A 26,023-nucleotide genomic window follows, 5' to 3' on the forward strand; every position below is an offset into this window, starting at 1 on the left:
ACGCCAACGCGGCCGTTACATCCCGCTGGCTTCGTCGTAACGTTCCTCAACGTCGTCCCAGTTAACGACGTCCCAGAAGTTGTCCACGTACTCGCCGCGGTTGTTCTCGTACTGGAGGTAGTAGGCGTGTTCCCACACGTCCAGCACCAAGAGCGGCGTCGTCCCTTGCGGTGACTGGTTCTGGTGATTCTCGGCCATGCTCACGATGGGAATGTCGGCCACGTGGTCGTAGAGCAACATCCCCCATCCCGAGCCTTCGACGCCCTTCGCGGCCTCCGAGAAGTGCGTTTTGAACTCCTCGAACGACCCGAACTGTTCGTCGAGGGCGTCGGCGAGGTCGCCGCCGGGTTCGCCGCCGCCGTCCGGGGACATGTTCTCCCAGAAGACGGAGTGGTTGACGTGTCCCGAGAGGTTGAACGCGAGATTGCGCTCGACGCCTTTGACGTCGCCCCACTCGTCGTTTTCGCGCATCTCTTCCAACTTGTCGAGCGCCGCGTTCGCACCGTTGACATAGCCTTGGTGGTGTTTGTCGTGGTGCAATTCCATGATGTGCGCGTCGATGCTCGGTTCCAGTGCGTCGTAGCTATACGGTAGGTCCGGTAGTTCGTAGGTCGCCATTGGTAACCCCCGGAAGGTGGTCAACGGTCGTCGTGTTAAGTGTTGAGGCGACGCACGCAGACGACGTGTCATCACACGGTGACCCGGCAGGAACGAGGGTCTCCCGCACGGCCGAGAAACCCGAGGAGGAGCACGATACCGCCGACGCGAAGCAGGTCGCCGTGGAACGGCAGCGCGGCCATCGCGCCCGCGAAGCCGAGGAAACCGAGCAGGCCCGCGCCGCAACTCGCGCACCCGGACGCGACGAGTCCCGGCAGGACGCCGGTCAGGTCGGAGAGGCTCGACACACCCGTGACGCGAGCCTGTGCCGCGGCGTTCGTCACCGCGACGCCGGTCAGCACCGCGTAACAGACGATGAGACCCAGCCCGAACCAACCGTTCGTCGCCAAGACGTTCTCGGTCAGCAGGACGAGCGTATCGTCCGCCCACTGCATCCCCGCCCCGAGCATCTGCATCGACATCTCCGGGAACGTCGAGAGGATGAGCAGGACGTACGTGACGGCGGCGACGACGGCCGTCCCCACCGCTCGCGGGAGCGAACTCACCGGATAGGCGAGGGCGGCGGCGAGTTGCGAGAGTAGCCGTCGGGTGCGCGATTTCCCCGTCATGCGTCTCGAATCTTCCGAATGGCGCTTTCGAACCGCGGATACGGCTGTGCGCCCATTATTTTCCCGGCCTTCTCCGACTCCCGGTCGAAGAAGATGAACCCCGGCGTCGCGCTCACGTCGCTCCGCGTAGCGGCGTTCACGTCGTCGTCGATGCTCGATTGGAGCGACGCACCGTTCTCCCCCAAACACGACTCGACCGCTTTCGCGTCCACCCCATCGACCGTGCGGGTGATGTCGAGCAGGTTCTCCTTCGACGCCCACCCGGAGTTCGGTTTCCCCTGCTCGTCGAACATCGTCGAATGCCAGCGCTTGAACGCCGCGGGAGAGTCGTCGCGCACCTGTCGCCAGACGCACTTCGCCATCCGCGAGGCCGTCGTCGAGGCGCTCCCGATGTTCGGCAGTTCGAGGACGACGAAGCGAATCTTCCCCGGCCGGAGGTAGTTCTCGACCAACTTCGGGAACGTGTCCTGTTCGAACCGGCTGCAGAACGGACACTGATAGTCGCTCCAGTAGTAGATATCGACGTCCGCATCCGGCGCACCGAGGATCGGATTGCCCGCCAGATCGACTCCGTACGCCGTCGTTTCGTCGCTTCCGAACACGAGCGAGTCGCTCGTATCCCCGTTCGTTCCGCCCCCCGTTCCGCCGTCGCCCCCGTCCGATGACGTCGATTTCGTCGTCCCCGTCGTGTCGTTCGAGTCCGTTTGGCCGCTCGCGCATCCGGCCAATCCGGCGGCCACCGCGGCCGACCCGAGAAATGCTCTGCGACGCATCCGTCTCTCGTTGCCAGTCATTATTGAATACCCGTCTCGTGTTCACCCAACACGGGTGTCGGTTAAATCCCCGATGGGACGTTTTCAGAGTCAGAAACCACCCGGTACGTTTTAACCGCCGAAGTGCGGTACTCGATTTGTGAGTGAGGAGCCGCGTCCGGCCGAGTTGTTTCGCTTGCTGGACGACGAGTACGCGCGTGCCATCCTCACGAAAACGAGCGAACGACCGATGTCAGCACAGACCCTACGCGACGAATGCGACGCCTCGCTTCCGACGATTTACCGGCGGCTCAACGACTTGGAAGCGTGTGACTTGATAGAGAAATACACCCGCCCGGAACCGGACGGAAACCACCGCTCGATGTACGAAGCCGCGGTCGAAAACGTCGAAATCGACATCGAGGACGGCGACCTCGAAGTCACCGTCACCGAGCGCGAGGACACGGCCGACCGCTTCACTCGCGTCTGGGAAGGACTGCGGAGGGACTGACGATGCGCCTCGAACTCCTCGCCGGGAAACTCCTCGTCATGGCGCTCGGACTGCTCATCGCGTATCAGGGATTCCGCGGCTACCGACGGAATCAGAGCGAACCGATGTTCTTCGTCGCCGTCGGCTTCGTCTTCCTCACGCTCGGCGGGACGATGGGCTGTACGCTCATCCACACCCTCGGTATCTCCGCGTTCGTGCTCGGCATCGCGCAGACGATGTTGGTCGCGGTCGGCATGGGCTTCGTCCTCTATTCCCTGTACGGATGACGCGTCGCGGTCCTCGACCGACCGTCACGGACGCTTGGCTCGACGGCGAAAAGTGCGTCGCAAAAACGAGAGGTACCGCGAAGGAATCGTCCTCGGTCGCGTGCGACCGAGTTAGTCGTCTTGGTTCTGGGCGTTCCAGTTCTGGGCGTTCGACCACGCGGCCTGCACGTTCTCGTTGCTCTGGGCGCTCGCTTGGACGGCAATCGCGTCGCCGGATTCGGCTTCGCCGCTGTCGTAGCCGTTGTCGCCGTCACTCGGGTTCACGCTGATGGCACCCGAGAGCGCGACGTTATCTTCCTGATGGTTGTAGTTCCCCTGTGCGACCGCCTGACTTTGGTCTACGTTCGACACGGCGGCTTGGCCGCTGAGCTGTACTTGGTTGTCGTCCGCCACCGCGGCCGCGTTTCCGGCGAAGCCGACGGCGAACAGACTGGCGATAACCGTCATCGAAAGCAGGATTTTGAGCGTCTTTTTCATGGTTTTCTCCGCGGGTGCGAGTTCACCTCCCGGTCCCCGTGGTTCGGTCGGTCCTCCCGCGGGTCGGTCGGAAGGTGACGCAACCCTGTCCTCGCCTGTCGGGGGGTCGCTATTTCAACCCCGGTCACCGTTGAGCGGCGTCCACCGACTCCTTACCGACCGTCTTCCGTATTACCGCGACGATAGCGGGAGTTACGACGCTCGCCGCATGCACGCACCGCCGCTGACAACGACGACAACGCGCCGACAATCGGCGATTGGTCCGTCCGTCGAGCGTGAACGACGACGCTTCACGGCCGTTCAAAACGTGCTACGCGCGGTTGTGAACGCTACTCCCGTGGCGCTCACTTCCGCTATCCTCTGACCTACCCTCTCGCGTTCTCGAACATCGTGATAGCCATCTCGCGGCGCTCCGAGTGGTCCACGATGGGGTCGGGGTAGTCGGGTGCCAGTTCCCGACGTTCGTCCGGGTCCAACTCGGTCCACTCGTGAACCGTCTTCGGGGGTACGTCCGCCAGTTCGGGGACGAACCGTTTGATGTACTCCGCGTCGGGGTCGAACCGTTCGCCCTGCGTCGTGGGATTGAAGACGCGGAAGTAGGGTTGGGCGTCGGTGCCCGTCGAGGCCGCCCACTGCCACCCGCCGTTGTCGTTCGCGGTGTCGTGGTCCACGAGTTTCCTCCGGTACCAGTCGTAGCCCTCGCGCCAGTCCACGAGCAGGTCCTTCGTCAGGAAGGAGGCGATTATCATGCGGACGCGGTTGTGCACCCACGCCTCCTCGCGGAGTTGGCGCATCCCGGCGTCCACGATGGGATAGCCGGTCTCGCCGTCCTTCCACGCCCGCACGCCGTCGGGGTCGTCGCGCCACGCGATGTCGTACTGGTAGTCCTTGTAGTTCTCCACGACCACGGACGGGGTGTCGTCGAGGACGTGCGCGTAGAACTCCCGCCACGCGAGTTGTCCCTGAAACTCCTCGACGGATTCGGCCGCGTCCTCGCTCTCCGCGGCGTCTTTCGCCCGCTCGGTTGCCTCCCACACCTCCCGGATTCCGACGGTGCCGAACTTCAGATGCGGCGAGAGTCGAGAGGTCGATTCGCGGGCGGGGTAGTCGCGCGCCTTGTCGTACCGATACACGTCGTCCTCACAGAACGCCGAAAGCAGGTCGCGGGCCGCCTCGGTCCCGGCGGGGGGAATCTCGGCTTCCGGGTCCTCGAAGCCGAGGTCGGCGAGGGTCGGTATCTCGATGCCCTCTTCGACCACCTCGTCCGGGACGACGATTTCGTCGGGCGCGTCGAACGGCGCGTCCTTTGCCCCGTCGCGCCACTTCTTCCAGAAGTAGGTGTACACCGAGTAGTAGTCGCCCTGATTCGTCGTGATGCTCCCCGGCGTGTGCAAGAGCGCGTCGTGGAACGCCCGCCGTTCGATTCCCGCATCCGAGAGCGCGTCCCGAACGTCGGCGTCGCGTTCCTTCGCCAGCCCGGAGTAATCTCGATTCCAGACCACGCGGTCGGCGTCGGCGGCCGCCGCGATTCGGGGAATCTCCTCGCGCGGGTCGCCGCGGAGGACGAGCAGGTCGCCGCCGCGCTCGCGGTAGGACTCCCGGAGCGATTCGAGCGCGGACAGCATGAACGACACCCGAGGCGGGGCCGCGTGGGAGAGCACCGCCCCGTCGAAGACGAACACTGGAAGGACGGGGCTCCCCCTCGACAGCGCGCGGTTGTCCGCGACCCGAAGGTCGCGGCGGTGCCAATGGACGTGCATAGAGGACGAACGGCGACGACCCACTTAACCGTCGAACCCACTCAGTGGGGTTTTCTCGACGGTCCGGCGACGGAGTTAACAATGGTAATCCATCCCACAGGATTTTCCAGTGATGTTTTATAATGTGGGTCCTCGTTATAACTAGCCATGGTAAATCTTACCGCGTCGGTTGCGGACACGGTTTCCGACCAGGCGGACTCCCCCGCCATCGTCACGGAGGAGCGAACGCTGACGTACGACGACCTCTGGGAGCGAATCAGCGGCTTCGCCGCGGGGTTGGAGGAGCGCGGCGTCGGCGTGGACGACCGAGTTGCCATTTACCTGCCCAACGTACCCGAGTTCGTCCTGACGTTCCACGGGACGCTCGCGGCGGGCGGCGTCGTCGTCCCGATGAACCCACAGTATCGGACGCGCGAAATCAGCCACCTGCTCGCCGACAGCGGTGCGAAGGTCGTCGTCACCCTTCCCGACCTCGTGCCCGTCGTGGACGCCGTCCGCGAGGATACGAACGTCGAGCACGTCGTCACCGTCGGCGAAAGCGAGGGAGACGCGGCGTTCTTCGGCGATTTCCTCGGCGACGGCGACGGCGAAATCGAACCGCGGGACGACGACGACCTCGCGGTCCAACCGTACACGAGCGGGACGACAGGGACGCCGAAAGGTGTGAAACTGACCCACCACAACCTCACGTCGAACGCGCACGGAGCCGCGGCCCTCGCTCCGGGCGGCATCGACTCCGAGGACTCGCTGCTGGGCGTCCTCCCGCTGTTCCACATCTACGGGATGACGGTGTGCATGAACGCCACCCTGTTCAGCGGCGGCGTCTTCTACCCCCTTCCGACGTGGGACGCTCAACAGGCCCTGTCGCTCATCGAGGAGGCGGAACTGACGCTGATGCACGGCGTGCCCGCGATGTACAACGACATCATCAACCAGCCGAACGCGGCCGACTTCGACCTCTCGTCCCTCCGACTCGCCGGGGTCGGCGGCGGCGGCATCCCCATCGAAGTGCTCCGTCGATTCGAGGAGCTGTACGACGCGAAAATTTACGAGGGCTACGGCCTGACCGAGACGAGTCCGGTCACGCACTTCAACACGCCCGAGAAGGGTCGTCGGGTCGGCAGCATCGGTACGACCATCGACGGCGTTAGCGCCCGCATCGTGAACGACGACTTCGAGGAACTGCCGCCGGTCGAGAAGGGACCGCTCGCCGAGGACGACGCGGAATTGGACGACGTGACCGGCGAAATCGTCATCGCCGGGCCGAACGTGATGGCCGGGTACGCCGGACTCCCCGACGCGACGGCGGAGGCCTTCACGGAGGCGGACGGAAAGCGCTGGTTCCACACGGGCGACATCGGCTACTGGGACGAGGACGGCTTCTTCTACGTCGTGGACCGCAAGAAGCACATGATCAACACGGCGGGGTACAACGTCTATCCGCGTGAAGTCGAAGAGTTGCTCTTCGAGCACCCGGCCGTCGCGGACGCCGCCGTCGTCGGCATTCCCGACGAGCGCCGGAACGAGACGGTCAAGGCCTTCGTCGTGACGGTGCCGGACGCGGACGTGACCGAAGAGGAGATTCAGGAGTACTGCCTCGACAACCTCGCGGCGTACAAACATCCCCGCGAAGTCGCGTTCGTGGACGAACTCCCGCGAACGACGACCGGAAAGGTCCAAAAGTTCGAACTGCGACAGCAGTAGGCCGACACTGATAGAAAATTTGATAGTACCCGTGTCACAACGTGTCTGTGGCTGGCGTTCACCAGCCGCATCGTGACCGTTCGGACGCGAACGGTTTCCGTTGTTCATGGTTTCACGGGGCGGGATGCGCCACCAGATGGACATCCCGCTTCTTCGACGCGACACCTTTCTTCGACGCGACACCTTTCTTCGACGCGACGCGACTCCGTGACTCCCTATTTCTCGACGGGACGCTACTCTTCGACGACGATATCCGCGACCATACCCATCGCCTTGTGCGGCTGACACCAGTAGTGGTACTTCCCGGGTACCTCGAACGTGTAGTGGTACCGATACCCCGCGTCGTACACGTCGCTTCGACCGCCCGGCGTTCCGTCCCAGTTCGCGCCGTCCGGTTGCGACCCGACGATGATGTTGTGCGTGTTCGACTTCCAGACCCAGAGGACGGTATCCCCCGTCGAAACGTGCAGCGGTTTTCCGGTGCCGGGTTCGAAGCCGTACTCGTAGTCCGGCCCGACTTCGACCGTCGCGTCGGCGTCCACCGCGGTGGTCGGCGTCGTGGTCCCGCCGTCGGACGAACTGGTACACCCGGCGAGCCCCCCGATTACGCCGAGCGCTCCCGAAACCCCGATTCGCCGGAGGTACGCCCGGCGCGTCGTTCCGCTTTCGGATTCGGTCATGAATCTCTCTCACTCTCCCCCACGAAGCACGCGTAAAAGTGGGGTTCGATTGCGTCGTCCTCGGAGTCGTCGATGCGAGCGTTCACGTTCGTTTTCGAGGGAAGACCACGCCATCAACTCTATCGTGAACATGTTCGTCCCCGCGAGCGCGGCGGGGAACGACGATTCCGGAATCGATTCCATCGTCGGCGACGCCGTTCGTCACAGCCACCCGATTCGTATCTGTTCCTCGTAGTACTCCCGCGCTCGGCGAATCTTCCGGAACAGGTACGTCGCCACGAGGCCGGAAAAGACGAGCACGTACGCCAGCAGCCACAGCAACACGTCGCCGCCGAAGATGGTGGCGAGCAAGTTCGTCACGAACCCGGCGGTCGAGTTGTAAAAGCCGTGGAGGAGTGCCGGAAGTGCGATTCCCTTGATGACTATCGGCCCGCGGTTCGTGGGGACTATCTTCGCCAAGCCGAGGTAGTAGCCCGAGATGGCCGCCCAGAGGACGTGGTTCGGGCCGACGATGGCCCGCGTCACGGCGACGCCCGAGACGGTGACGGCGGTACCGCCGTGGGGACCCACCGACCCGACGACGTAGGTCAGGTTCTCGATGGTCGCAAAGCCCAGTCCGGCCATCGCGCCGTAGACGGCCCCATCGACGGCCGTTTGGAAGTGCGGCGTGCGGTAGGCGTGAAACCGGACCGCGAGCCACTTCACCGTCTCCTCGACTGGACCGACGACGAAGAAGAAAAACGGAACGATGGCGAGCGCCTCCACGCCGACTTCGGACAACAGCCCGATTCCGACGGTGTTGATAATCGCGGCGAACGCGGCGAACACCACGCCGAGGAGGAAGGTGACGACGAGCGTCGGAATCGGTTCCCGTTCGGTCGGATCGACGCGCCAGATGTACACCGCGAGGAGCAACGCGGGGACGATAGAGAGGAACGAGAACAGGCCGAGAAGCGGACGACGCGAGAGCGTCGTCGCGACCAATCCGAGTTCGATGACGACGAACGTCAGCGCGAGCGCGAGCGTGACGATGCGAGTCGCTTCCGAGAGGAGGTGATATAAGCGAAGCGAGAGCTTGTCCATCCACGTTCGCGGCTCCCACGACTCGATGTCGTACGGGTCCTCTCCCCCCATCATCGTCCGCTCTTGTCCCTCGGTCCGGTCGTCCGGTCCCATCCGTTCTCCCCCATACTCGTCTTCGATACGGCCGCGAGCCTCAAAGGGTTTCCTCGCTCACGGGGCGAATCAGTCGCCCGTCTCTCGAAGCGTGGCGCGCGTCACGTCCTCGAACGAGGTGTGACCCGAGAGCGCCAGCGTCAGGTCGAGGTCCGCGAGGAAGTTTCGAAGCACCCCTCGAACACCCTCCCGCCCCGCGATTGCGAGGCCGTAGATGTACGGTCGCCCGAGCAGAACGGCGTCGGCTCCGAGCGCGACCGCGCGGAACGCGTCGGCCCCGCGACGGACGCCGCTGTCGAAGAGGACCGGCACGTCGTCGCCGACGGCATCCACGACGTCGGGCAGGGCATCGAGTGCGCCGATAGCGCCGTCCACCTGCCGTCCACCGTGGTTCGAGACGACGAGTCCGTCCACGCCGCGTTCGACCGCTTCGCGCGCGTCGTCGGGATGGAGGATTCCCTTCAGCAGTATCGGCAGGTCGGTGTGTTCCCGGAGGAAATCGAGGTCGTCCCACGACAGCGACGGGTCCCCGAAAGTTTCGGTGAACCGCCAGAGTGCGGAACTCATGTCCTCCTCGGGCGGCGCGTCGAGCGCGTCGCGGAACGCGGGGTCGGAGAGGTAGTTCGCCACGCCCTCGCCGTCGAGGAACGGGAGGTAGGCGTGGTCCACGTCGCGTTCGCGCCAGCCCATCATCGGCGTGTCGAGCGTGACGACGATGGCCTCGTAGCCCGCGTCCTCGGCCCGCGAGACGAAACTCGCGGTCACGTCCCGGTCGGCACTCCAGTAGAGTTGGAACCAGCCGAGGGTGTCGCCCAACGCCTCGGCCACGTCCTCCATCGTCTCGGACGACGCCGAACTCAACACGAGGGGCACGTCGAGGTCCGCGGCGGTCCGCGCGGTGGCGAGTTCGCCCTCCTCGTGGATGATGGACTGGACGCCGACGGGCGCGAGCATGACCGGGACGGGAAGCGTTTGGCCCAGAATTTCGACCGAGAGGTCGCGCTCCGACACGTCGCGGAGCATCCGCGGGACGATTCGCCAGCGGTCGAACGCGCGGCGGTTCTCGCCCTTCGTGCTCTCGGACCCGGCCGACCCGGCGACGTAGGCGTGGGCTTCCGGCGGAAGATGCTCGCGCGCGAGGTCGGCGAGTTCGTCGGGTGAGGTCGGCAGGTCCGGCGTCTGGTCGGCGAGCATGCCGCCCGCGTACACCTCTCGCTGGCGGTTCGGTCCGAACGGTTTCGAGGGGTCGTTCATGGACGAACTGTCAGGTCGGGACGGATTATAGCTTGTTCCGCACCCACCACGCGCCGACGCCGACGACGAACGCGATTCCGACGTTCGTGAGGAGGCCGAGCAGGCCCACGCCGACCGCGAACCACCGGTTCGTGGTGTCGAGTCCCGACCGAGCGAGCGAGAACGCGACGACGACGAGGACGACGCCCAAGACGGAGAGCGGGAAGGCGGCGACGACCGACGCCGCGAAAATCGCGGCCAGCGCGTACATGATTCCGAGGACGAGGTTGGCACCGGCGTTCCGCGCGCCGAAGGCGTACTTCCCGGCGACGCCGCCGCTCCCGTGGCACATCGGCATCGCGCCGAAGGGCACCGCGAGGAGGTTCATGACGCCCATGCTCGTCGCCAGTTCGTCCGGGGCCACGTCGGCGTCGAACAGGTCGGCGAGGAGGAGCGAGGTGGCGACCGCGGCGTTCCCGACCGTCATCGCCAGTTGCCCCAGCGTCGCCGAGAGGGTGGTTTCGGTCAGCGCGGGCGAGAATCCGAGCGCGAGTTGGGGAAGCCGGGGCGACGGCACGCCGACGCTCAGTTCCGCGAGCACCACGCCGAACGCGAGGACGACCAACGCGCTCGCCCGGCGGTAGCCCAGCGCGACGACGACGCCCGTGATGAGGACGGCGACGAGCGCAACCGTCGGGTTTCCCGCCCCGAGTTCGACCCCGGTTCGGGCGAGCATGAGCGCCACCGCGACCTGGATGCCCCGTACCACCGGTTCGCCGACGTACGGCGTGATGCGAGAGAGCGTCCCCGTCCGGCCGACCGCGAGGAGGACGACTCCCGCGACTGCCCCGGCGGTCACGAACTCGCCGGTGGTGAGCGACCCCGCGATGACGAGCGCGGCGAGCGCCTTCATCGGTTCGACCGAAATCGGGAGGTCGTAGTGAACCCCCCAGACGATTTGGAAGACGGCGAAGCCGAGGAGGAGGGTCGGAAGGTGCAGGTCGGTGAGCGCGGCCACGGCGACCACGATGGGAAGGACGGTTATCGAATCGCCGACCGCACCGGTCACGTCGGAAGCCGTGAGTTCGAACCGCGTGTCGTTTCCAAGCGCGACCTCTGTCATCGGAGAGAGATACGAAATGAAGCGGTAAATGGTTACGCAGAAACCGAATGCGGCTATTCTCAACCAATTTAGTAACCATATTCGGTTACATTTTAAAAAGCTCGCACGGTGTCTTCGAAATCGTCGCTCGAATCTCCGTCCGCTATCGATACGGTCGCTGGCGAAGGCAGCCGTCAGAACCGATTCGGCGTCAGGTGGACGTGGAACAGTTTTTGACAGTCCCGTTCGCCGCAGACGGGACACGAATCGTCGGCCTCGTTCGCGTCGAACTCGGTCGCCGCCTCCGGCGTCGCCGCGGTGATGACCCGCGTTCCGGCGTGGCCCAACTCGTATCCAGAGTCGGTTTGCCGGACGAAGTACTCACAGAGTTTCGTCAGGTGGTAGTTGAACTTGCCAGTGTCGCGGACGCCGACCCGCTCGCGGAGTTCGGTGAAAGAGAGCGACTCCGAAGCGTCGGCGAGTTCCCGGAGGATGGACATGCGAATCTCGTTGCCGAGAACGGCGAGTTCGTCCATCGAGGTGTCCGTCCCGTAGGTCATGTCGAAGTCGTTCGACGGCATCTCCCATCAATCCCTCGCAAAATAGTATGTATTCTTACAGAAGCGGCGTTCGCCGAATCCTCATTATCCGTGCGGCGCGATGGTCCGTATGGAAGATGTCAATTCGTCGTCCGAATCGGCGGGGTGGCGCGAACGGTTCGGCGCGTCGAAGACGGGAACGTTGCTCGCGAACACGGGATTTCGCCGGTTGTATTTCGCTCGCATCGTCAACAGGGTCGGCGACAAACTGTACTCCATCGCGTCGATGTGGTTGGTGTATCAGCTAACTGGCTCGACGTTTTACACCGGACTCGCCGGATTTCTGTCCCGGCTTCCGGTGGTGTTCGGGTTTCTGTTCGGTCCCATCGTCGACCGCTCACGCATCTCCCGACTCCTCGTTCTCGTCGCAGCGGCGCAAGCCGTCGTCGTGCTCTCGATTCCCCTCGTCGCGTCCGTTCACACTCCGAGTGTCACTCTCGTCCTCGCCGTCGTCGGGGTGCTCGCACTGCTCGAACGAATCAACGCTCCGGCGGAAAAGGCCGCCCTCCCCCGACTCGTGGACGACGAACTCCTGCCGCGTGCGAACTCGCTCGATTCGGCGACGCACCAGACCATCGGGGCGGTGGCGCAAGCCCTGTCGGGGGCGCTCATCGCCCTCTTCAGTGCCGTCGCGCTGTTCGCATTCGACGCGGCGACGTTCGTCGTGGGTGCCGTCTTTTTCGCCCTGCTGAACGTCCCCACGACCGAGAAGACCGGAACGTCACCGAGCGCCGCGGAGTACGTCGCCGACATCCGCGAGGGGTGCGACCTGATTCGGAACTCGGTCGTCGGACACATGGTCATCGCGGCGAGTCTCGTGAGCGCGTTCACGGGCGCATCGACGGCGGTGCTCCCGGCGTTCGCCGATTCGCTCGGCGGGGCGGAGACGTACGGATTGCTCATCGCGGCCATGACCGTCGGTCTCCTCGTGGGGTCGCTCGTCGCGTCGCGGTTCGAGACGGTTCCGTTCGGTCGCTTCGTCGTCGTCGGCTTTCTGGTCGCCGCGGTCGGCAAACTCGGCGTCGTCTCGGTCGATTGGCTGCCCGCGGCGCTCCTCTGTTACGGAATCGCAACCATCCCTATCGGAATCTACAACGTCCTCGTCAGCGCGACGATTCAAACCGGCGTTCCGAACGACTTGCTCGCGCGGGTGAGTTCGACTATCGGGAGCCTCGTCGCCGCCATCGGCCCACTCGGGTACCTCGTCGGTGGCTTCCTCGGAGATGCGTACGGAAGCGCGACGGTCATCGGCCTCTCCGCGGTGGGGTACTGTCTGCTCGTCGGCTACTGGCTGGTCGTGCCGTCACTTCGTGCGTTCCCGCCCGTCACGGACATCGAGTCCAATTCGTTCGGCGTGTGAGGACGGTCGGAACCGGAAAAACAACTCCCGGAAACTGACGAATCGTGAACATCGACACTGATAGGTGTCCACACGAATCATTCGTAGGAAATGCCTGCAAAGCAAACGGTGCATCTCCCGGTCGCGGCGCAACCGAGCGTGGACACGCTCGTGGACCTGACACGGACGGCGGAGGAGTTGGGGTACGACCACGCGTGGCTCCCCGAGACGTGGGGCCGCGACGCGGTGACGAGTCTGACCGCGATGGCGCTCGGGACCGACGAAATCGGTCTCGGGCCGTCCATCGTGAACGTCTACTCGCGGTCGCCCGCGCTCATCGGCCAGACCGCGGCGACGCTCCAAGAGGTGTCCGACGGGCGGTTTCGCGTCGGTATCGGCCCGAGCGGTCCGGCCGTCATCCAGGGCTGGCACGGCGAGGCGTTCGACCGCCCGCTCCGGCGCACCCGCGAAACCATCGACATCGTTCGAAAGGTGCTCTCCGGCGAGACGGTGAACTACGACGGCGACTGTTTCACGCTGGGTGGCTTCCGACTGCGGTGTGACCCGCCGGAGACGCCGCCGCCGATAGACGCCGCCGGGATGGGGCCGAAGTCGGTGGAACTCGCCGGGCGGTTCGCCGACGGCTGGCACGCGACGCTGTTCACCCCCGACGGCATGGAAGACCGACTCGACGACCTGCGCAGGGGCGTGGACCTCGGCGACCGCGACGAGGACGACGTGGAAGTGACGCTTTCGCTGACCTGCTGTGCACTGGACGACGGCGAGCGCGCCCGAACCCTCGCCCGCCAGCACGCTGCCTTCTACATCGGCGGCATGGGAACGTACTACCGCGATTCGCTGGCCCGACAGGGCTACGAGGACGTCGCCTACGACATCTCGACGGCGTGGGGCAACGGCGACAAGGAGCGGGCGACCGAACTGGTGAACGACGACCTGTTGGACCACCTCTCTGCCGCTGGAACGCCCGAACGCGCCCGCGAGGAGTTCGAGAAGTTCGCCGACATCGACGGCGTCGATTCGGTCGCGGTCGGGTCCCCCCGCGGTGCGACGGTCGAGGAGGCGCGCGAGACCATGCGCGCGCTGGCTCCGTGACTCCCCAACTAGTTAGGAAATAGCAGTTTTTCCGTGGGATACCCAGTGGAAACCGGGACGTGTTCCCGGCGTCCCACACGTGCCTCATAGAGACTGCAACCACAGAACGGTGGCCCGCGACGGGCCATCTCTCTATTGCCACGCCCGGTTTCTTCGTACCCGAACCGTCTCCGGAGCGACGACATCGTACCCGCGACGCGATTTTCCCGAAAGGAGCAAGCGTGCGTGCGACATAATAACATAGTATGCCCACCGTCAGCTATCGCGGTCGGGAGATGGAGTGTGAGGAGGGGTCGGTGCTTCGAAACGTGTTGCTCGCCGCCGACGAGACGCCGCACAACGGGTCGGCGCACTATCTGAACTGCCGAGGAAACGCGGTCTGTGGAACGTGTGCCGTCGAGGTGGAAGGAGACGTGAGCGAGCAGAAATCGAGCGAGCGAAATCGGCTCTCGAAACCCCCCCACGACCCGGAGTCGGGGCTTCGACTCGCCTGTCAAACGCGGGTGCTCGGCGACGTAACGGTTCGAAAACACGGCGGCTTCTGGGGGCAAAAGGTGGAGCGATGACCGCCGAAATCGACGCGCTCGTCGCGGACGTCTCGGAGTGGGACGGCGTGGAAATCGGCGAACACCGGTTCGGCGGGACGGAGTTCACGCTCGGCCCGCGGGAGATCGGCCACGTTCACGAGTGGGGTATCCTCGACATCGCGTTTCCGCGGCGCGTGCGCGACGAACTCGTCGCGGCGGGGCGAACGGAACCCCACCACATCTATCCTGAATCGGGGTGGACGACCTTCCACGTCGGGGACTCGGACGACGTTGCCGACGCGCGCTGGCTCTTGCGACTGTCCTATCTCTCGCACGCGACGGCGATGGCGAACACCGCGGCCGGGGAGGACGCCCTGTCGGACCTCGACGTGGACGCGGAACTCGACGCCCTCGACCCCAGCGACGAACTGCGGGCGCTCCTCTAACTGGTCGCCCACTCGGTCGCCGCTTCCACGGCCTCGGCCCGCGAATCGGATTCGGCGATGGCGTGCCACTCGTCCTCGGGCACGTCGTAGGCGTAGACGGCGTATCCCTCGTCGCGGTAGGTCAGGTTCTCCACGTACAGTTCCCGCGCGCCGTCGTCGCTGCGCCAGATTCGAATCTGCTTGCCGCCCTCCAAATCCTCCCGCCGTCGCCACCCTTCGAGGGGCACTACGCGGACCCCCAGTCCGTGATGCCGAGCACGCGGTCGCAGTCGGGACACGTCCAGACCTTCGGCGTGCTCGCCGCGGCCCCGCGTTCGAGACGCTGTGCCCAGTCGGTGATGTCTTCCTCGCAGTAGGGACAAGTCGCCATGCGATTCGACACGACGGCGTTCGACTTGTACGTTCGGGCGAGCCGGAGAGTCAACATTTTTAACACATTGTTCGGTGTCGGGAAACCAACTCGATACCCGCGAGTCCGCCGACCCGACCCCGACAAAACAGAGAGAACAGCTCCCGATTACCTCACCCGGTTATCCGCGGTAGTAGACGTTCCCGGAGACGACGACCGTTTCGGAGGAAGTCGCGCCGGGGAGCGAGCGGGACGGGCGGCGCGCGGCGACGACGCCGCGCTTGAGGGCCGCCCATTTCAGCAGGACGAACCCGGCGACGATGACGAGGAATCCCGTAATCGTGGCGTCGGTGATGGGTTCGCCGAGCAGGAGCGCCCCGAACAGCGTGGCGACCACGGGAACGACGTAGTTCACGAGGTTGGCCTCGTTCGCGCCGATGCCCTCCAACAGGTCGAAGTAGATGAAATACCCGACGATGCTGACGACCACCGCGAGATACGCCAACGAGACGAGGGCGGGTTGGGTGAACGAAACGCTCGGCCAACCGCGGAGCGCGGCGCTCGTCGCGTGCAGGACCAGCGCGCCGACGGCCATCATCCACGCCTGCTGGGAGAGGGCCGGGAGCGTCGTCCGGAGTCGCTGGGTCAGCACGGACGCCAGCGCGAAGACGGTCGCGGCGACGAACAGGAGGCCGACGCCGACGGTCGAACCGCCGAGCGAAGTCGGGTCGGCCACGACGACGACGCCGACGAGCGCGAGCAGGACGCCCGCGACTTCGAGCGCGTTGAACCGCTCGTTCGGCAACAATGCTAGCGCGAACAGCGGCGTGACGACGGGCTTGAGGCTGAGGACGACGGCACCGACGCCGCTGGTGACGTACCGTTGGCCGGTGAAGACGAGCGCGAGGTAGAGGCCGAACATGAAGACGCCGCCGATGCCGACGAGCGTCCAGTCGGTTCGCGTCACCGGCCGCCACTGGAAGTCGTCGCGTCGGCGTCCCAAGACGGCGACGGCGACCAACAGCAGCGCACCGGCGATGTCGTATCTGAGCGCCGCGAACAGCACGGGCGGAAGCGTTCGCAAGCCGGTTTCGATGGCGACGAACGACGAACCCCAGATGACCGCGAGCAGGGCGAACAACACCGCATTTCGATATCGTGATGGAATCATGAGATCTTCTCGAACACCTTCGTTCAGTTGGTGACGGCCGTAGTAGGCCCTCACACTTGAAAATTCTCGAAGAGACGGTACCATGGTACACGGTTTTATCGTCCCTTCTCGAAAAATAGTTACATACATCCAGAACTCCTTTGGTGGCTCGCATCCAGTCACCGCCATGGCAGACTCACGGACGGGAGCCGAGTTGTTCACCGACGTCCTCGAATCCTACGGCGTTCGGTACGTCTTCGGCAACCCCGGAACGACCGAACTTCCCGTCATGGAGGCGTTGAGCGGGAGCGAACTGGAGTACGTCCTCGCGCCGCACGAGGACATCGCGGTCGGAATGGCGGCCGGGTACGCGAGCACGAAGAACTACCGCGCCGACGAGGACGGCAGTCCGGTCGGCGTCGTCAACCTCCACGTCGCGCCGGGCGTGGCCCACGGCCTCGGGAACCTCTACGGCGCGTCGGTGACCGGCGCACCGCTCGTCGTCACGGCCGGGGCACACAGCCTCGACTTCCGCCACGAGGAACCCATCCTGTCGGGCGACGTGCTCGCCATGACGGAGCAGTTCACGAAGTGGAGCGCAGAAGTGACCGACGTGGAATCCGTCCCGACGATGCTCCGGCGGGCGTTCCGCGTGGCCCAAACGCCGCCCACGGGTCCGGTCTTCCTCTCGCTCCCGCTTGACGTGATGATGGACGAGACCGACGCCGAACCCGAACGGCTCGGCCGGATTCAGAACCCCGGCGCGGGCGACCCGACCGCCATCGCGCGGGCCGCCGAGCTGCTCGCGGAGGCGGACGACCCCGTGCTCGTCGTCGGCGACCACATCCCGCGACACAATGCGTACTCGGACGCCGACGCGCTGGACGCGGCGGTTCGGTTGGCGGAGGCGACGGGTGCGCGCGTTCACGCCGAGATTCTGGCCTGCGAGGTGGACTTCCCCGGCGACCACGAGCAGTGGGTCTCCCACGTCCCGCCGGACGAGAACATCGCCGCGGCGACGATGAACAGCGATACCCTCGTCTTCGCTGGCTGTTCGACCAACACGACCCTCACGCGCCACGACCGCGACCTCGTGCCCGACGACGCGACCCTCATCGACCTGAACGACGAACCGTGGCAGGTCGGCAAGAACACGCCCGCCGACGTTGCCGTGACCGGCGACTTGGGTCTCGTGATGGACGAACTCGCCGAGGCGGTCGAGCTATCGGACGACGAACTCGCGGGACGGTTGGAACGCGTCCGACAGTTCAAGGAGTTCGCCGGACAGCAGATGGCGTCGATGGGCGAGGGGAGCGGGGACGACCCGCGCGCGTCGAAAGCCGAACTCGTCGATACCCTCCGCGAAACGCTGTCGTCCCCCTACATCGTGGACGAAGGCATCACCTCGAAGTACGTCATGCTCCTCCGCTGGCCCTTCGAACGCGAGTCCTACATCTCGAACAAGGGCGGCGGCCTCGGCTACGGTCTCCCCGCCGCGGTCGGTGCCGCGATGGCCGAAGCCGAGACGGACGACCCGCGGCGGGTCGTCGGGTTCGTCGGCGACGGGTCGTATCTCTACTACCCCCACACGCTCTACTCGGCGGCGCGGTACGACGTGGACCTGACCGTCGTCGTCCCCGACAACCGCAACTATCGCATCCTGAAGGACAACACGCTGAAGCTGTTCGGCGGCGAGGACGACGACCACGAGTACGTCGGCATGGACTTCGAACCCCCCGTCGATATTCCGACGAACGCGGAGAGCCACGGCGCGTCCGGCTATCTCGTCGAGTCACCGGAGGACATCGCGGAGACGCTGGAGACGGCCCTCGCGGAGGACGGGCCGAGCGTCGTAGACGTGTTGGTTCACGACTGAGAAGGGGAATCGGCCGACGAAGGAGAATCGGAGGGCTCGACGGAATCGGCCGAATCAATTGGGTCGAAACACCCGAAGCGTGTCCCGGTCGAGGGGTTCGGAATCGATTTCGACGAACCCGCGCTTGGTGAAGATGCGGTTCCAGTTTCGATAGTACAGCGGGAACTCGTCGCGGACGTAGTTCACGTCCGTTTCGTCCGGTTCCTCGTCCCCATTTTCATCCTCTGCTTCGTCTTCCTCTCCGTTTCCCCCCTCGTTTTCGACGGTGATGAGGCGGTCGTCGGTTATCCGGGACAGTTCGTCGAACACCCACTCGTCGTCGGGGTGGAGGTGTTGGAGGGTCTCGACGGAAAACACCACGTCGAACCGACCGTCGTCGAACTCGGGGACGGTGTTCTCGATGGAATCGATGTGGAACGTTCCCTCCTCGGCGAGGGTCGGATACGTGTCCTCCATCACCGAGAGCGCTTCGTCGTTGATTTCGATGCCGTGGAGGTTCTCGTACCCCGCCTCGCGGAGGTGGGCGAGGTGCCGACCCGAACTACAGCCGAGTTCGAGAATCGACGCGTCCGGCGCGACGGCGGCGTCGAGGCGGGCGCGTATCAGTTCGCTCGTCTCGTTGGGGCCGTAGTAGGCGTAGTAGTCCGGCGAGTACTCTCCCGACCGTTTTGCCCACTGTTGGCGGACGCTGTTGGGGTCCATCCGTCTCCCTATGTGGTCCACCCGTAAAACCCCCCGACGTTCGGAACCGTCCCGGCGTTTTTCCCGGTTCTTTTTAGCCAATTCGATGCCGATATTGTTTTATCACCTACTATCATTCTATGTGATATGGATTTGCGTGGGGAATGTCAGAACGGCACACGTACATCTGGAGCGACCCCCTCCTCGGCGGAGCCGTCGGCGCGCGGTACCCCGATCAGCTGGGAACTCGGAGACCACCTCTCGGACTGTAACGACGTTCCGCGCGTGACGGAACGGACCGAATCGGGTCGGACGAAGACCATCTACGACCTCACCGAGGAGACCTACCTCGTGCAGACGCGAACCCCCGTCGGACGCGAGCGCTACCGGGAAGTGCCGAAACGCGACCTCGACGCCTGAGGCTCGGCGGTTCAGTTCTCGATTCGCCCGCCATCGACTGTCTCGGGGAACATCTTCCCCGGATTGAGCGTGTCGTTCGGGTCGAGCGCGCGCTTTAGCCGTCGCATCGCCTCGACGCTCTCCTCGCCGTGTTCCAGTTCGAGGTACTCCCGTTTTCCGCGTCCGATACCGTGTTCGCCGGTGCAGGTACCGCCCCACTCGATGGCGGTGTGGACGATTTCGGTCTGTGCCTCGCGCGCGCGTTCGATGTGGTCGTCGTCGGATTCGTCCACCAAAACGGAGTAGTGGAGGTTGCCGTCCCCGGCGTGGCCGAAACAGGGAATCAATAGATCGAGTTCGTCGGCGAGTCGCCGCACGAGACGGACCATCTCGGGGTACTCGCTGATGGGAACCGTCACGTCGCCGAGGTGGAGCGGCGAGAGGTCGGGGTCGTACGCTTCGACCGCGAAGGCCATCTCCCGCCGAATTTGCCAGAGGTCGTCCATCTCCTCCTCGTCCCCGACCTCGAATCGGGACACGTCGTGGGCTTCGAACACCGAGCGACAGAACGCGATTTCGTCCTCGATGCCGTGGTTCGCGTGGAATTCGAGGAACACCATCGGGATGTCGGGCAGCGACGACCCCGTGTACGCGTTCGCCATCGTCGCGCTCGTCTCGTCCACGAGTTCTATCTTCGCCACGTCCACGCCGGAGCGTACCGCATCGGAAATCGCGTCCACGGCGTCCGAAAAGGAGTCGAAGATGGCGCGGCCGCCGCGAATCTGTTCGGGTCGTCCGGCGAGTTCGAGCGTCGCACGGGTGACGACCGCGAGCGTCCCCTCGCTCCCGACGAGCAGGTCCTTGAGGTTGTACCCGCTCGACGTTTTGACCGCCTTGCTCCCCGCCGTGACGACCGACCCGTCGGCGAGGACGGCTTCCAGTTCGAGCACCCAGTCGTGAATCTCGCCGTACTTCACCGTCTGCATCCCGCTCGCGTCGTTGGCTATCATCCCGCCGACCGTCGAGATGTCGCCGGAGGAGGGGAGCGGCGGGAAGAACAGGCCGTGTTTGGCGACCGCTTCGTCCACGGCCGTTCCCATGATTCCCGGTTCGACGTCCACCTGAAAGTCGTCCGGCCGCACGTCGAGCACCGCGTCCATCCGCGTCATGTCGAGGCTGATGCCGCCGCGGGTCGGTGCCGCGTTGCCCTCCAGTCCCGTTCCGGCGGCGTAGGGCGTCACCGGAACGCCTCGCTCGTCCGCCGCCGCGAGCACCGCCGACACCTCCGCCGTGGATTCCGGCCAGACGACGGCATCCGGTCGTACCTCCTCCGTCTCCCGCGTTCCCCAATCGCCCGCGTGTCCGGCGCGGTGTGAGTCGCCGAAGGAGTATCGGTCGTCGTCTAACGGCAGGTCGCGGAGAAACGAACAGTCGTGCGTCATGCGGTAGCACTCGACGGCCTATGAAATAAACCTGTTCGACCGTCGGTGAAGAAACGGGGCCGCTCAGCCGTCCAGTTCCTCGACGACCGTCGCCGGATTCCCACCGACGACCGTGTTCTCCGGAACGTCGTCGGTCACTACGGCACCGGCGGCGACGACGGCCCCGTCGCCGACCGTCACGCCAGGGGTGATGACCGCCCTGCCGCCGACCCAAACGTCGTCGCCCATCGCCACCGGTTTCCCGTACTCCGGGCCTTGGACCCGCGTTTCGGCGTCGAGCGGATGCGTCGCCGTGTACACGTGGACGCTCGGACCGAGCCAGCAGTTCCGTCCCATCTCGACGGGACACACGTCCAGAATCACGCAGTCGAAGTTCGCGTAGAAGCCGTTCCCGACGTGGATGTTGTACCCGTAATCGCACCGAAACGGCGGTTCGACGTGCGGCTGCTCCCCCGTCGAACCGAACAATTCCTGTACCAGCGATTCTCGCGTCTCGGTTTCCGTCTCGTCCGTCGCGTTGAACCGTCGCGTGAGTTCCCGCGCCCGCCGTCGCTCGTCCGCGAGTTCCGGGTCGGCAGGGTCGTACAACTCGCCCGCCAGCATCTTTTCCTTCTCGGAAACCATCGTCCGAGTCGCTTTCTCGCCGACGCACTAAAATCATCCTTCGGTTCCAGTCGTCGCCCGACCCCGATTATCGGTCGAATCCCGATACGTCGGCGTCGATGGCTTTCCGCCGACCGTCCAGTACGGAGAACCGCTCGTCCCGCCGCCGTTCCAACCAGTACAGGAGGCGTTCCGCCCAGTCGAGTTTTCGCCGCTTCATCGAATCGACGCTCGGGTCGTCGAAGTCCCATCCGGGGAAGACCAGTTCGCTCGCCCCGAAGTGGTCGGCGAGGAACGCCGCCCGGTCGCCGTCCGTGAACCCGCCGAAGTTCTCGACCGCCTCCCGCGGTTTCGCTTGCGTCGTCGCCAACACGTTGTCCGCGTCGAACGTGGCGACGTAGGTTCGAATCGCGGGGATGTTGTCCCCGTGCGCGTGTGCCGCGACCGGAACCCCCCGTTTGCTCAATTCGCGGGCCGTCTCGGGGTTCTTGTCGAGGTCCGTCACCATGCAGTCCACGTCGATTCCGGCGTCGAGGAGGACGTCGGCCGCCGTCGATGCGGCGAACACGACGTCCGCCGCCCGAGCCACGTCGAGTTCGTCCGCGAGCGACGGAGCGGCACCGGCGACGGCGACGGTGCTCCCCGAAACGGAATCGAACCGAGCGTGGTCGAACGGGAGCGCGAAGTCGGCGAGCACGTCGCGGGCGTGCTCGTCCCGGTCGCGGGAAAACCCGAAATCGGAGAGGATTGCGCGATAGGCCGGTTCCCACTCGGCGAACTTCACGAGGTTCCTCCGAACCGACGCCATCGCGTCATTGGCGCTCCCGACCGAACGCGTGGCCGATGAGGGCGGCGTCGCGCGTCTCCGCCACGTCGTGCGTTCGGATGACGTCCGCGCCGCGTTCGACCGCCAGCGCCGTCGCGGCGAGGCTGGCCGGAAGGCGCTCTTCCGTGTCCCGTCCCACCACGTCGCCGATGAAGTTCTTCCGATTGATGGAGACGAGGATGGGACGGCCCAGTTCTCGGAACTCGCCGAGTCGGTGGAACGTCTCCCTGTCGTCGGCGAGCGTCTTCGCTTCGCTCCACCCGCCGAACGCCGGGTCGAGGATGGTCTTGTCCGTCAGCGGTTCGGACGCCAGCGCGTCGTAGATGTCGTCCACGCGTTCGATGGCACCCGGTCGGGTCAAATCCGGCGGGCTAGCCATCTTCACGACCGCGGCGTCGTGTCGCTCACAGACCGTCGCCATCTCAGGGTCCGCGAAGCCACAGATGTCGTTCACCATGTCGAACCCGCCCGACAGCGCCTCGTCAGCGACCTCGGCGTAGCGGGTTTCGATGGAGAAGACGGGATTCCCTTCGACGAGTTCGATGGTTTCGAGGGCGGTACCAAGTCGGTCGAGTTCCTCCTCGGCGGATAGCACGTCGAAGCGTTTGTTCGCCGACTCCAGACCGACGTCCACGATGTCCGCGCCTTCTCCGACGAGTTCTTCGTCCACGTACTCCGCGGCGTCAGCCGGGTCGTCGTACACGCTCGGGTCGTACGGCGACTCCTCGCTGACGTTCAACACACCCATGATTCGCGGCGGATGTTCCGGCCCGATGCCAAGTCCCGCGGCGACAACGTTCTGCATACCAGAAATAGGGGGAACGAAGGGATAAAAATCGGCCCTTTCAGTGCAGGTCCGCGGCGGTGATATCCTCGCTCCAGTACAGTTCCCCTTCGTATTCGATCGGCATCGACTGCTCGCACACCCCCGCCTCGAACTCGTCCCCCGTCATCTCGAACGTGGTGTGCGATTTGGGCGCTAAATACAGTTTGGCGTCGTCGTCCCAGATCGACCCGCTCATCGACCCGGCGCTGTAGCGTGGTGTCCTGTACGGTTTCAGCCGAACGGTGTAGATTCCGTCGCGGATGTCCTCGATGTGGACCATCGAAGTGGTGCCCGAAAACGGAAGACAGAGACACATTCCGCCGTCGCCGATAGTCACGTACCGGTCACCTAACAGCGTCTGTGACTGTGCGATGGAGAGTGCGGTTCGAAACGAGAGCGCCGACCCGAGTCCGCGAGCGATTAAGCAACCCATTTTGGTGGCCGGTTCGTTGGGCACTTCGGAGAGCGTGGCGACGCCCGCACGACTGCCTTTCTCCACCAGCGTGGCCCCCTGTTCGTAGGAGCGACAGGCGTTGAGCAGGAACGATTCGACGTTCACGGTGTCGAGCGTTCTCGTGTCGAGCACGCCGTCGATACACTCGATTCCGTCGTGGTTGACGTGACCGATGTAGTGAAGGAAGTCAACCTCCGTGGCGAACAGGGACCGAAGTTCGTCCGTCGTCACGCCGTACGCGATATCGACCTCGTGGCATGTCGAATCCCCGAACTGATAGCGCTCTCGTACCGTTCCCTCGGCTTTCATCATCGGGTCGTTACAGACGATTTGGACGTGAATCGTCGAGCGATTCGACGTCTCGGAATCGACGCGACGACGGTAGGATTCGACCGTCGCTTTGTTACTCCCCATCGGAACGCCGTCGCCGACCCAGACGTGTTCTATCGTCTCCACCGGCTCCGGGCTCACGGGCCGCGTTTCGAGCGGCTCACTCGTTTCCGTCCGGGGGCTTCGACAAAAGTCGGTTATCTCCGTCGGTTGCGCCTCGACGCGGCTCGCTGTCGTCGGCGTCGGACATCGAATCAGCGGGAGCTCGTCGGCGACGAACGGAAGCACGTCGGCGTTTTCCGCCGACGGAACGATGTCCATGGTCAGGTGCCACGGCGGTAGAACGGCCTCGATGGCGTCGAACGGCACGGACAGATACGCGTCCAACTGTTCCGGGAGCGATTTCGCATACAGGTCGTCGAAGTCGAACTCGACGAGGGGTTCGACCTGCTGGCGCTCGTAGACCGGGACGTCGTAGAACCCCTCCTCCCGGATGACACAATCGAAGAAGAAGACGTGCTGAAACACGCGGGGAACCTCGGCTTCGAACCCGTCGAAACCCCCACCGCCCGCTAACGAATACTCGCCCACCGGGGTTTCGAGCCTCGGGGTGTCGCCGGGAACCACCTCGGCACCTAGATAGTACGCGAGCGACGTGGCGGCGTAGACGTACCGTCGTTCCGGCGGGAGCACCAGTCGAACCTCCGAGTCGGGACGGGTGATGTGCGAGGGGACGGAAAACTCCTCCCCGCGTTCGATGAGCGGTGGGTGGCCGCGCAAACTGGGAAACGACCGCTCGGGCGAGAGCGTCTTCAGTGCGGACCCGAACAGCGAAACGGCCCGCATCACGTCCTCGATGTCGTCCGTGACGGTTATCGTTCCCGCCGGTGACTCGTTGAGCGACCGACAGCCGATGGAAATCGTCCGTTCGGCGTCCAGTTCCACGCACATCGAGCCGTCCCGCTCTCGGATGGTGAGGTCACAACCGACGCGGATGTAGATTTTCACCGCGGTGGACGGCAGTTCGAGGTATTCGACGGGTTCCGAGGACTGCCAGCCGTCGCCGGACGGGAAAACCTGCTCGGAGACTCCTTCCGGGGAGTTCCAGACGTTGAAATCGATACGCTCGGGAATTTCGAGTTCGCTCGTTCGGAATTCGACGGCGGAGTCCAACGGAACGACGAAATCTTCCGTCTCACCCGGCCGGAGCGAAACCGGGGATGGTGTCAGAAAGACGAAGCTCCCCTTGTCGATGGGGTCCCAAATTCTAACCCCTGGCGCGTCGGGGTTGGATTCGAACGTCGGTACGCCGAGCGGCTCTTCGGTGTCCCACTCGAAACTCATAGTCGAACCCAGTTGGTCGTCTGGCCGTATTCCGGGATGTGCCAGCGCTGTTCCGGAACCAGCCCGTTCGTCTGTCGGAGTTCGACGCGCGCGTCGAACAGCGGCGTGAGTTCCTGCACCACCGAATTCGAATCGGGTACCGGAAGATGGTAGTGTGCCATCCCGGAGACCCCCCGAACGAGGGCCGTGACGGTTCTGAGGAACTGCTCGACCGTCTCCTGCTCACACTGTTCGAGCGGTTTGATGAGCGAGTCGAACGAAAGCCGTAACTCGGACGTGGACAGCCCGTCGGCCCATTCGTCGAAGAAGCTGACGGCGGTAACGATGTCGCCCCGGAGTTCCCGTAGTGACTCCTCGGAAGAGACCGTAACGCCCGGTTGCGACGGTGCCGCCATCGACCGCGAAGCCGCGCGCTCGTCATCGCCCCAATCGATGACCCAGACGTCCGGGTCGTCGGCGTTCGTCCCGCCGGGGAGCTTCGAGTTCGCGTACCGGGCCACGGTGTCGGTGAGGACGAGGATGCGTTTCCGTTCCTCGGTGGACGCTCCCAACAGTTGCATCGTCGTCCTGTTCGTCGTCGTCTCAGAGACTCGGCCGGTGACGAGGATGTTACAGCCCCGCCGTTTGAGGTCGGAGAGAACGTCGTGGAACTTCGGCGAATCATCCCCACCACGGAACGAAATCTCTGCAGAACGCATTGTTTGATACGAGATTCGGGTGAAAGATGATAAACATTCGGATGGATGGTGGAGCGTTCGATCCGCCATCTCGGCCCTACACCTCCTTCACGTCTCGAATTGCTCCCGTTTGCTCGACGACCAGTTCGAGACCG

28 protein-coding genes and 1 pseudogene are annotated in these 26,023 nt (G+C 64.6%); 9 read left to right on the forward strand and 20 right to left on the reverse strand.

What is annotated here, in order from left to right:
* Positions 1-15: 15 nt before the first annotated feature.
* The 3 genes from B208_RS0100710 to B208_RS0100720 all read right to left on the reverse strand — a co-directional run bounded on the left by B208_RS0100710 (position 16) and on the right by B208_RS0100720 (position 2,020).
* Positions 16-618: a superoxide dismutase gene (locus B208_RS0100710; RefSeq protein ID WP_007978439.1), complete on the reverse strand. Its 603-nt coding sequence runs from the start codon at positions 616-618 to the stop codon at positions 16-18.
* Positions 619-689: 71 nt separating this feature from the next.
* Positions 690-1,226, reverse strand: a complete 537-nt coding sequence (locus B208_RS0100715; protein ID WP_007978440.1) for a hypothetical protein — start codon at positions 1,224-1,226, stop codon at positions 690-692.
* On the reverse strand, positions 1,223-2,020 hold the full coding sequence (locus B208_RS0100720) for a DsbA family protein (protein ID WP_139025491.1): 798 nt from the start codon (positions 2,018-2,020) through the stop codon (positions 1,223-1,225). The genes B208_RS0100715 and B208_RS0100720 overlap by 4 nt, the downstream gene beginning before the upstream one ends.
* Before the next feature lie 118 nt (positions 2,021-2,138).
* Here B208_RS0100720 and B208_RS0100725 point away from each other — a divergent pair, with 118 nt between their 5' ends.
* Both B208_RS0100725 and B208_RS0100730 read left to right on the forward strand, forming a co-directional pair.
* Positions 2,139-2,489: a winged helix-turn-helix domain-containing protein gene (locus B208_RS0100725; protein ID WP_007978442.1), complete on the forward strand. Its 351-nt coding sequence runs from the start codon at positions 2,139-2,141 to the stop codon at positions 2,487-2,489.
* 2 nt (positions 2,490-2,491) lie between these two features.
* Positions 2,492-2,755, forward strand: coding sequence for a DUF7521 family protein (locus tag B208_RS0100730; protein ID WP_007978443.1), 264 nt, complete (start codon positions 2,492-2,494; stop codon positions 2,753-2,755).
* A gap of 111 nt (positions 2,756-2,866) precedes the next feature.
* Here the strand turns inward: B208_RS0100730 and B208_RS0100735 are convergent, their stop codons facing one another.
* Both B208_RS0100735 and B208_RS0100740 read right to left on the reverse strand, forming a co-directional pair.
* Entirely contained in the window at positions 2,867-3,232 is a 366-nt protein-coding gene (locus B208_RS0100735) for a hypothetical protein (RefSeq protein WP_007978444.1), read from the reverse strand.
* Between the two features lie 365 nt (positions 3,233-3,597).
* Complete coding sequence (locus B208_RS0100740) at positions 3,598-4,992, reverse strand: cryptochrome/photolyase family protein (protein ID WP_007978445.1); 1,395 nt, start codon at positions 4,990-4,992, stop codon at positions 3,598-3,600.
* A 147-nt stretch (positions 4,993-5,139) separates the two neighbouring features.
* Here B208_RS0100740 and B208_RS0100745 point away from each other — a divergent pair, with 147 nt between their 5' ends.
* Positions 5,140-6,696, forward strand: coding sequence for a long-chain-fatty-acid--CoA ligase (locus B208_RS0100745; RefSeq protein ID WP_007978447.1), 1,557 nt, complete (start codon positions 5,140-5,142; stop codon positions 6,694-6,696).
* Positions 6,697-6,929: 233 nt separating this feature from the next.
* Here the strand turns inward: B208_RS0100745 and B208_RS0100755 are convergent, their stop codons facing one another.
* The 5 genes from B208_RS0100755 to B208_RS22865 form a co-directional block, all read right to left on the reverse strand.
* On the reverse strand, positions 6,930-7,376 hold the full coding sequence (locus tag B208_RS0100755; protein ID WP_007978449.1) for a plastocyanin/azurin family copper-binding protein: 447 nt from the start codon (positions 7,374-7,376) through the stop codon (positions 6,930-6,932).
* A gap of 201 nt (positions 7,377-7,577) precedes the next feature.
* Positions 7,578-8,552, reverse strand: coding sequence for a PrsW family intramembrane metalloprotease (locus tag B208_RS0100765; RefSeq protein ID WP_007978453.1), 975 nt, complete (start codon positions 8,550-8,552; stop codon positions 7,578-7,580).
* A gap of 69 nt (positions 8,553-8,621) precedes the next feature.
* Entirely contained in the window at positions 8,622-9,806 is a 1,185-nt protein-coding gene (locus B208_RS0100770) for an alpha-hydroxy-acid oxidizing protein (protein WP_007978456.1), read from the reverse strand.
* A gap of 25 nt (positions 9,807-9,831) precedes the next feature.
* Positions 9,832-10,908 carry a putative sulfate/molybdate transporter gene (locus B208_RS0100775; RefSeq protein WP_007978457.1) on the reverse strand — a complete coding sequence of 359 codons (1,077 nt, stop codon included), beginning with the start codon at positions 10,906-10,908 and terminating at the stop codon, positions 9,832-9,834.
* Between the two features lie 173 nt (positions 10,909-11,081).
* Positions 11,082-11,468 carry a winged helix-turn-helix domain-containing protein gene (locus tag B208_RS22865; protein WP_007978459.1) on the reverse strand — a complete coding sequence of 129 codons (387 nt, stop codon included), beginning with the start codon at positions 11,466-11,468 and terminating at the stop codon, positions 11,082-11,084.
* 88 nt (positions 11,469-11,556) lie between these two features.
* On the opposite strand from B208_RS22865, the gene B208_RS0100790 reads away from it, so the two are divergent.
* The 4 genes from B208_RS0100790 (at position 11,557) to B208_RS0100805 (ending at position 14,911) form a co-directional block, all read left to right on the forward strand.
* Positions 11,557-12,846, forward strand: coding sequence for an MFS transporter (locus B208_RS0100790; RefSeq protein ID WP_007978461.1), 1,290 nt, complete (start codon positions 11,557-11,559; stop codon positions 12,844-12,846).
* Positions 12,847-12,936: 90 nt separating this feature from the next.
* Positions 12,937-13,938 (forward strand): TIGR04024 family LLM class F420-dependent oxidoreductase, encoded by a 1,002-nt coding sequence (locus tag B208_RS0100795; protein ID WP_007978463.1) that lies wholly within the window; start codon positions 12,937-12,939, stop codon positions 13,936-13,938.
* Positions 13,939-14,183: 245 nt separating this feature from the next.
* Entirely contained in the window at positions 14,184-14,504 is a 321-nt protein-coding gene (locus B208_RS0100800) for a 2Fe-2S iron-sulfur cluster-binding protein (protein ID WP_007978465.1), read from the forward strand.
* Positions 14,501-14,911, forward strand: coding sequence for a luciferase domain-containing protein (locus B208_RS0100805; RefSeq protein ID WP_007978467.1), 411 nt, complete (start codon positions 14,501-14,503; stop codon positions 14,909-14,911). Before B208_RS0100800 ends, B208_RS0100805 begins: the two co-directional genes overlap by 4 nt.
* Here B208_RS0100805 and B208_RS0100810 read toward each other — a convergent pair.
* From B208_RS0100810 to B208_RS0100820, 3 genes are all read right to left on the reverse strand, one after another.
* Positions 14,908-15,138, reverse strand: a complete 231-nt coding sequence (locus B208_RS0100810) for a hypothetical protein (RefSeq protein WP_007978469.1) — start codon at positions 15,136-15,138, stop codon at positions 14,908-14,910. The genes B208_RS0100805 and B208_RS0100810 overlap by 4 nt on opposite strands.
* A complete protein-coding gene (locus B208_RS0100815; protein WP_232423682.1) occupies positions 15,138-15,281 on the reverse strand; it encodes a hypothetical protein in 144 nt (47 codons plus the stop codon). Before B208_RS0100815 ends, B208_RS0100810 begins: the two co-directional genes overlap by 1 nt.
* A gap of 160 nt (positions 15,282-15,441) precedes the next feature.
* Positions 15,442-16,431 carry a DMT family transporter gene (locus B208_RS0100820; protein WP_232423683.1) on the reverse strand — a complete coding sequence of 330 codons (990 nt, stop codon included), beginning with the start codon at positions 16,429-16,431 and terminating at the stop codon, positions 15,442-15,444.
* A 166-nt stretch (positions 16,432-16,597) separates the two neighbouring features.
* On the opposite strand from B208_RS0100820, the gene B208_RS0100825 reads away from it, so the two are divergent.
* Positions 16,598-18,286 (forward strand): thiamine pyrophosphate-binding protein, encoded by a 1,689-nt coding sequence (locus B208_RS0100825; protein ID WP_007978476.1) that lies wholly within the window; start codon positions 16,598-16,600, stop codon positions 18,284-18,286.
* Positions 18,287-18,340: 54 nt separating this feature from the next.
* On the opposite strand, the gene B208_RS0100830 is transcribed toward B208_RS0100825, so the two are convergent.
* On the reverse strand, positions 18,341-18,988 hold the full coding sequence (locus B208_RS0100830) for a class I SAM-dependent methyltransferase (RefSeq protein ID WP_007978478.1): 648 nt from the start codon (positions 18,986-18,988) through the stop codon (positions 18,341-18,343).
* Positions 18,989-19,114: 126 nt separating this feature from the next.
* Here B208_RS0100830 and B208_RS0100835 point away from each other — a divergent pair, with 126 nt between their 5' ends.
* Positions 19,115-19,387, forward strand: coding sequence for a hypothetical protein (locus tag B208_RS0100835; RefSeq protein ID WP_007978479.1), 273 nt, complete (start codon positions 19,115-19,117; stop codon positions 19,385-19,387).
* A gap of 11 nt (positions 19,388-19,398) precedes the next feature.
* Here B208_RS0100835 and B208_RS0100840 read toward each other — a convergent pair whose 3' ends face one another.
* From B208_RS0100840 to B208_RS0100865, 6 genes and pseudogenes are all read right to left on the reverse strand, one after another.
* Positions 19,399-20,808, reverse strand: a complete 1,410-nt coding sequence (locus B208_RS0100840) for an FAD-binding oxidoreductase (protein ID WP_007978481.1) — start codon at positions 20,806-20,808, stop codon at positions 19,399-19,401.
* A gap of 63 nt (positions 20,809-20,871) precedes the next feature.
* Positions 20,872-21,432 carry a maltose acetyltransferase domain-containing protein gene (locus B208_RS0100845; RefSeq protein ID WP_007978483.1) on the reverse strand — a complete coding sequence of 187 codons (561 nt, stop codon included), beginning with the start codon at positions 21,430-21,432 and terminating at the stop codon, positions 20,872-20,874.
* 67 nt (positions 21,433-21,499) lie between these two features.
* Positions 21,500-22,219, reverse strand: a complete 720-nt coding sequence (locus B208_RS0100850; protein ID WP_007978485.1) for a 6-hydroxymethylpterin diphosphokinase MptE-like protein — start codon at positions 22,217-22,219, stop codon at positions 21,500-21,502.
* Positions 22,220-22,229: 10 nt separating this feature from the next.
* A pseudogene (gene folP / locus B208_RS0100855) lies at positions 22,230-23,042 on the reverse strand (dihydropteroate synthase); the annotation flags it as partial.
* Between the two features lie 40 nt (positions 23,043-23,082).
* Complete coding sequence (locus tag B208_RS0100860) at positions 23,083-25,191, reverse strand: hypothetical protein (protein ID WP_007978489.1); 2,109 nt, start codon at positions 25,189-25,191, stop codon at positions 23,083-23,085.
* The gene (locus B208_RS0100865) at positions 25,188-25,889 is read right to left on the reverse strand and encodes a DUF7504 family protein (RefSeq protein WP_007978491.1); all 702 of its coding nucleotides are present in this window, start codon (positions 25,887-25,889) and stop codon (positions 25,188-25,190) included. The genes B208_RS0100860 and B208_RS0100865 overlap by 4 nt, the downstream gene beginning before the upstream one ends.
* Between the last annotated feature and the right edge of the window lie 134 nt (positions 25,890-26,023).

It is taken from the genome of Haladaptatus paucihalophilus DX253, assembly GCF_000376445.1.
In the GTDB taxonomy this organism is placed as follows: Archaea; Halobacteriota; Halobacteria; order Halobacteriales; family Haladaptataceae; genus Haladaptatus; species Haladaptatus paucihalophilus.

What these genes read in the sequence shown, in the direction of transcription:
- B208_RS0100710 (WP_007978439.1), bottom strand. Translation starts at nt 618, where the DNA reads ATGGCGACCTACGAACTACCGGACCTACCGTATAGCTACGACGCACTG.
- B208_RS0100715 (WP_007978440.1), bottom strand. Translation starts at nt 1,226, where the DNA reads ATGACGGGGAAATCGCGCACCCGACGGCTACTCTCGCAACTCGCCGCC.
- B208_RS0100720 (WP_139025491.1), bottom strand. Translation starts at nt 2,020, where the DNA reads ATGACTGGCAACGAGAGACGGATGCGTCGCAGAGCATTTCTCGGGTCG.
- B208_RS0100730 (WP_007978443.1), top strand. Translation starts at nt 2,492, where the DNA reads ATGCGCCTCGAACTCCTCGCCGGGAAACTCCTCGTCATGGCGCTCGGA.
- B208_RS0100735 (WP_007978444.1), bottom strand. Translation starts at nt 3,232, where the DNA reads ATGAAAAAGACGCTCAAAATCCTGCTTTCGATGACGGTTATCGCCAGT.
- B208_RS0100740 (WP_007978445.1), bottom strand. Translation starts at nt 4,992, where the DNA reads ATGCACGTCCATTGGCACCGCCGCGACCTTCGGGTCGCGGACAACCGC.
- B208_RS0100745 (WP_007978447.1), top strand. Translation starts at nt 5,140, where the DNA reads ATGGTAAATCTTACCGCGTCGGTTGCGGACACGGTTTCCGACCAGGCG.
- B208_RS0100755 (WP_007978449.1), bottom strand. Translation starts at nt 7,376, where the DNA reads ATGACCGAATCCGAAAGCGGAACGACGCGCCGGGCGTACCTCCGGCGA.
- B208_RS0100765 (WP_007978453.1), bottom strand. Translation starts at nt 8,552, where the DNA reads ATGGGACCGGACGACCGGACCGAGGGACAAGAGCGGACGATGATGGGG.
- B208_RS0100770 (WP_007978456.1), bottom strand. Translation starts at nt 9,806, where the DNA reads ATGAACGACCCCTCGAAACCGTTCGGACCGAACCGCCAGCGAGAGGTG.
- B208_RS0100775 (WP_007978457.1), bottom strand. Translation starts at nt 10,908, where the DNA reads ATGACAGAGGTCGCGCTTGGAAACGACACGCGGTTCGAACTCACGGCT.
- B208_RS22865 (WP_007978459.1), bottom strand. Translation starts at nt 11,468, where the DNA reads ATGCCGTCGAACGACTTCGACATGACCTACGGGACGGACACCTCGATG.
- B208_RS0100790 (WP_007978461.1), top strand. Translation starts at nt 11,557, where the DNA reads ATGGAAGATGTCAATTCGTCGTCCGAATCGGCGGGGTGGCGCGAACGG.
- B208_RS0100795 (WP_007978463.1), top strand. Translation starts at nt 12,937, where the DNA reads ATGCCTGCAAAGCAAACGGTGCATCTCCCGGTCGCGGCGCAACCGAGC.
- B208_RS0100800 (WP_007978465.1), top strand. Translation starts at nt 14,184, where the DNA reads ATGCCCACCGTCAGCTATCGCGGTCGGGAGATGGAGTGTGAGGAGGGG.
- B208_RS0100805 (WP_007978467.1), top strand. Translation starts at nt 14,501, where the DNA reads ATGACCGCCGAAATCGACGCGCTCGTCGCGGACGTCTCGGAGTGGGAC.
- B208_RS0100815 (WP_232423682.1), bottom strand. Translation starts at nt 15,281, where the DNA reads ATGGCGACTTGTCCCTACTGCGAGGAAGACATCACCGACTGGGCACAG.
- B208_RS0100820 (WP_232423683.1), bottom strand. Translation starts at nt 16,431, where the DNA reads ATGATTCCATCACGATATCGAAATGCGGTGTTGTTCGCCCTGCTCGCG.
- B208_RS0100825 (WP_007978476.1), top strand. Translation starts at nt 16,598, where the DNA reads ATGGCAGACTCACGGACGGGAGCCGAGTTGTTCACCGACGTCCTCGAA.
- B208_RS0100830 (WP_007978478.1), bottom strand. Translation starts at nt 18,988, where the DNA reads ATGGACCCCAACAGCGTCCGCCAACAGTGGGCAAAACGGTCGGGAGAG.
- B208_RS0100835 (WP_007978479.1), top strand. Translation starts at nt 19,115, where the DNA reads ATGGATTTGCGTGGGGAATGTCAGAACGGCACACGTACATCTGGAGCG.
- B208_RS0100840 (WP_007978481.1), bottom strand. Translation starts at nt 20,808, where the DNA reads ATGACGCACGACTGTTCGTTTCTCCGCGACCTGCCGTTAGACGACGAC.
- B208_RS0100845 (WP_007978483.1), bottom strand. Translation starts at nt 21,432, where the DNA reads ATGGTTTCCGAGAAGGAAAAGATGCTGGCGGGCGAGTTGTACGACCCT.
- B208_RS0100850 (WP_007978485.1), bottom strand. Translation starts at nt 22,219, where the DNA reads ATGGCGTCGGTTCGGAGGAACCTCGTGAAGTTCGCCGAGTGGGAACCG.
- B208_RS0100860 (WP_007978489.1), bottom strand. Translation starts at nt 25,191, where the DNA reads ATGAGTTTCGAGTGGGACACCGAAGAGCCGCTCGGCGTACCGACGTTC.
- B208_RS0100865 (WP_007978491.1), bottom strand. Translation starts at nt 25,889, where the DNA reads ATGCGTTCTGCAGAGATTTCGTTCCGTGGTGGGGATGATTCGCCGAAG.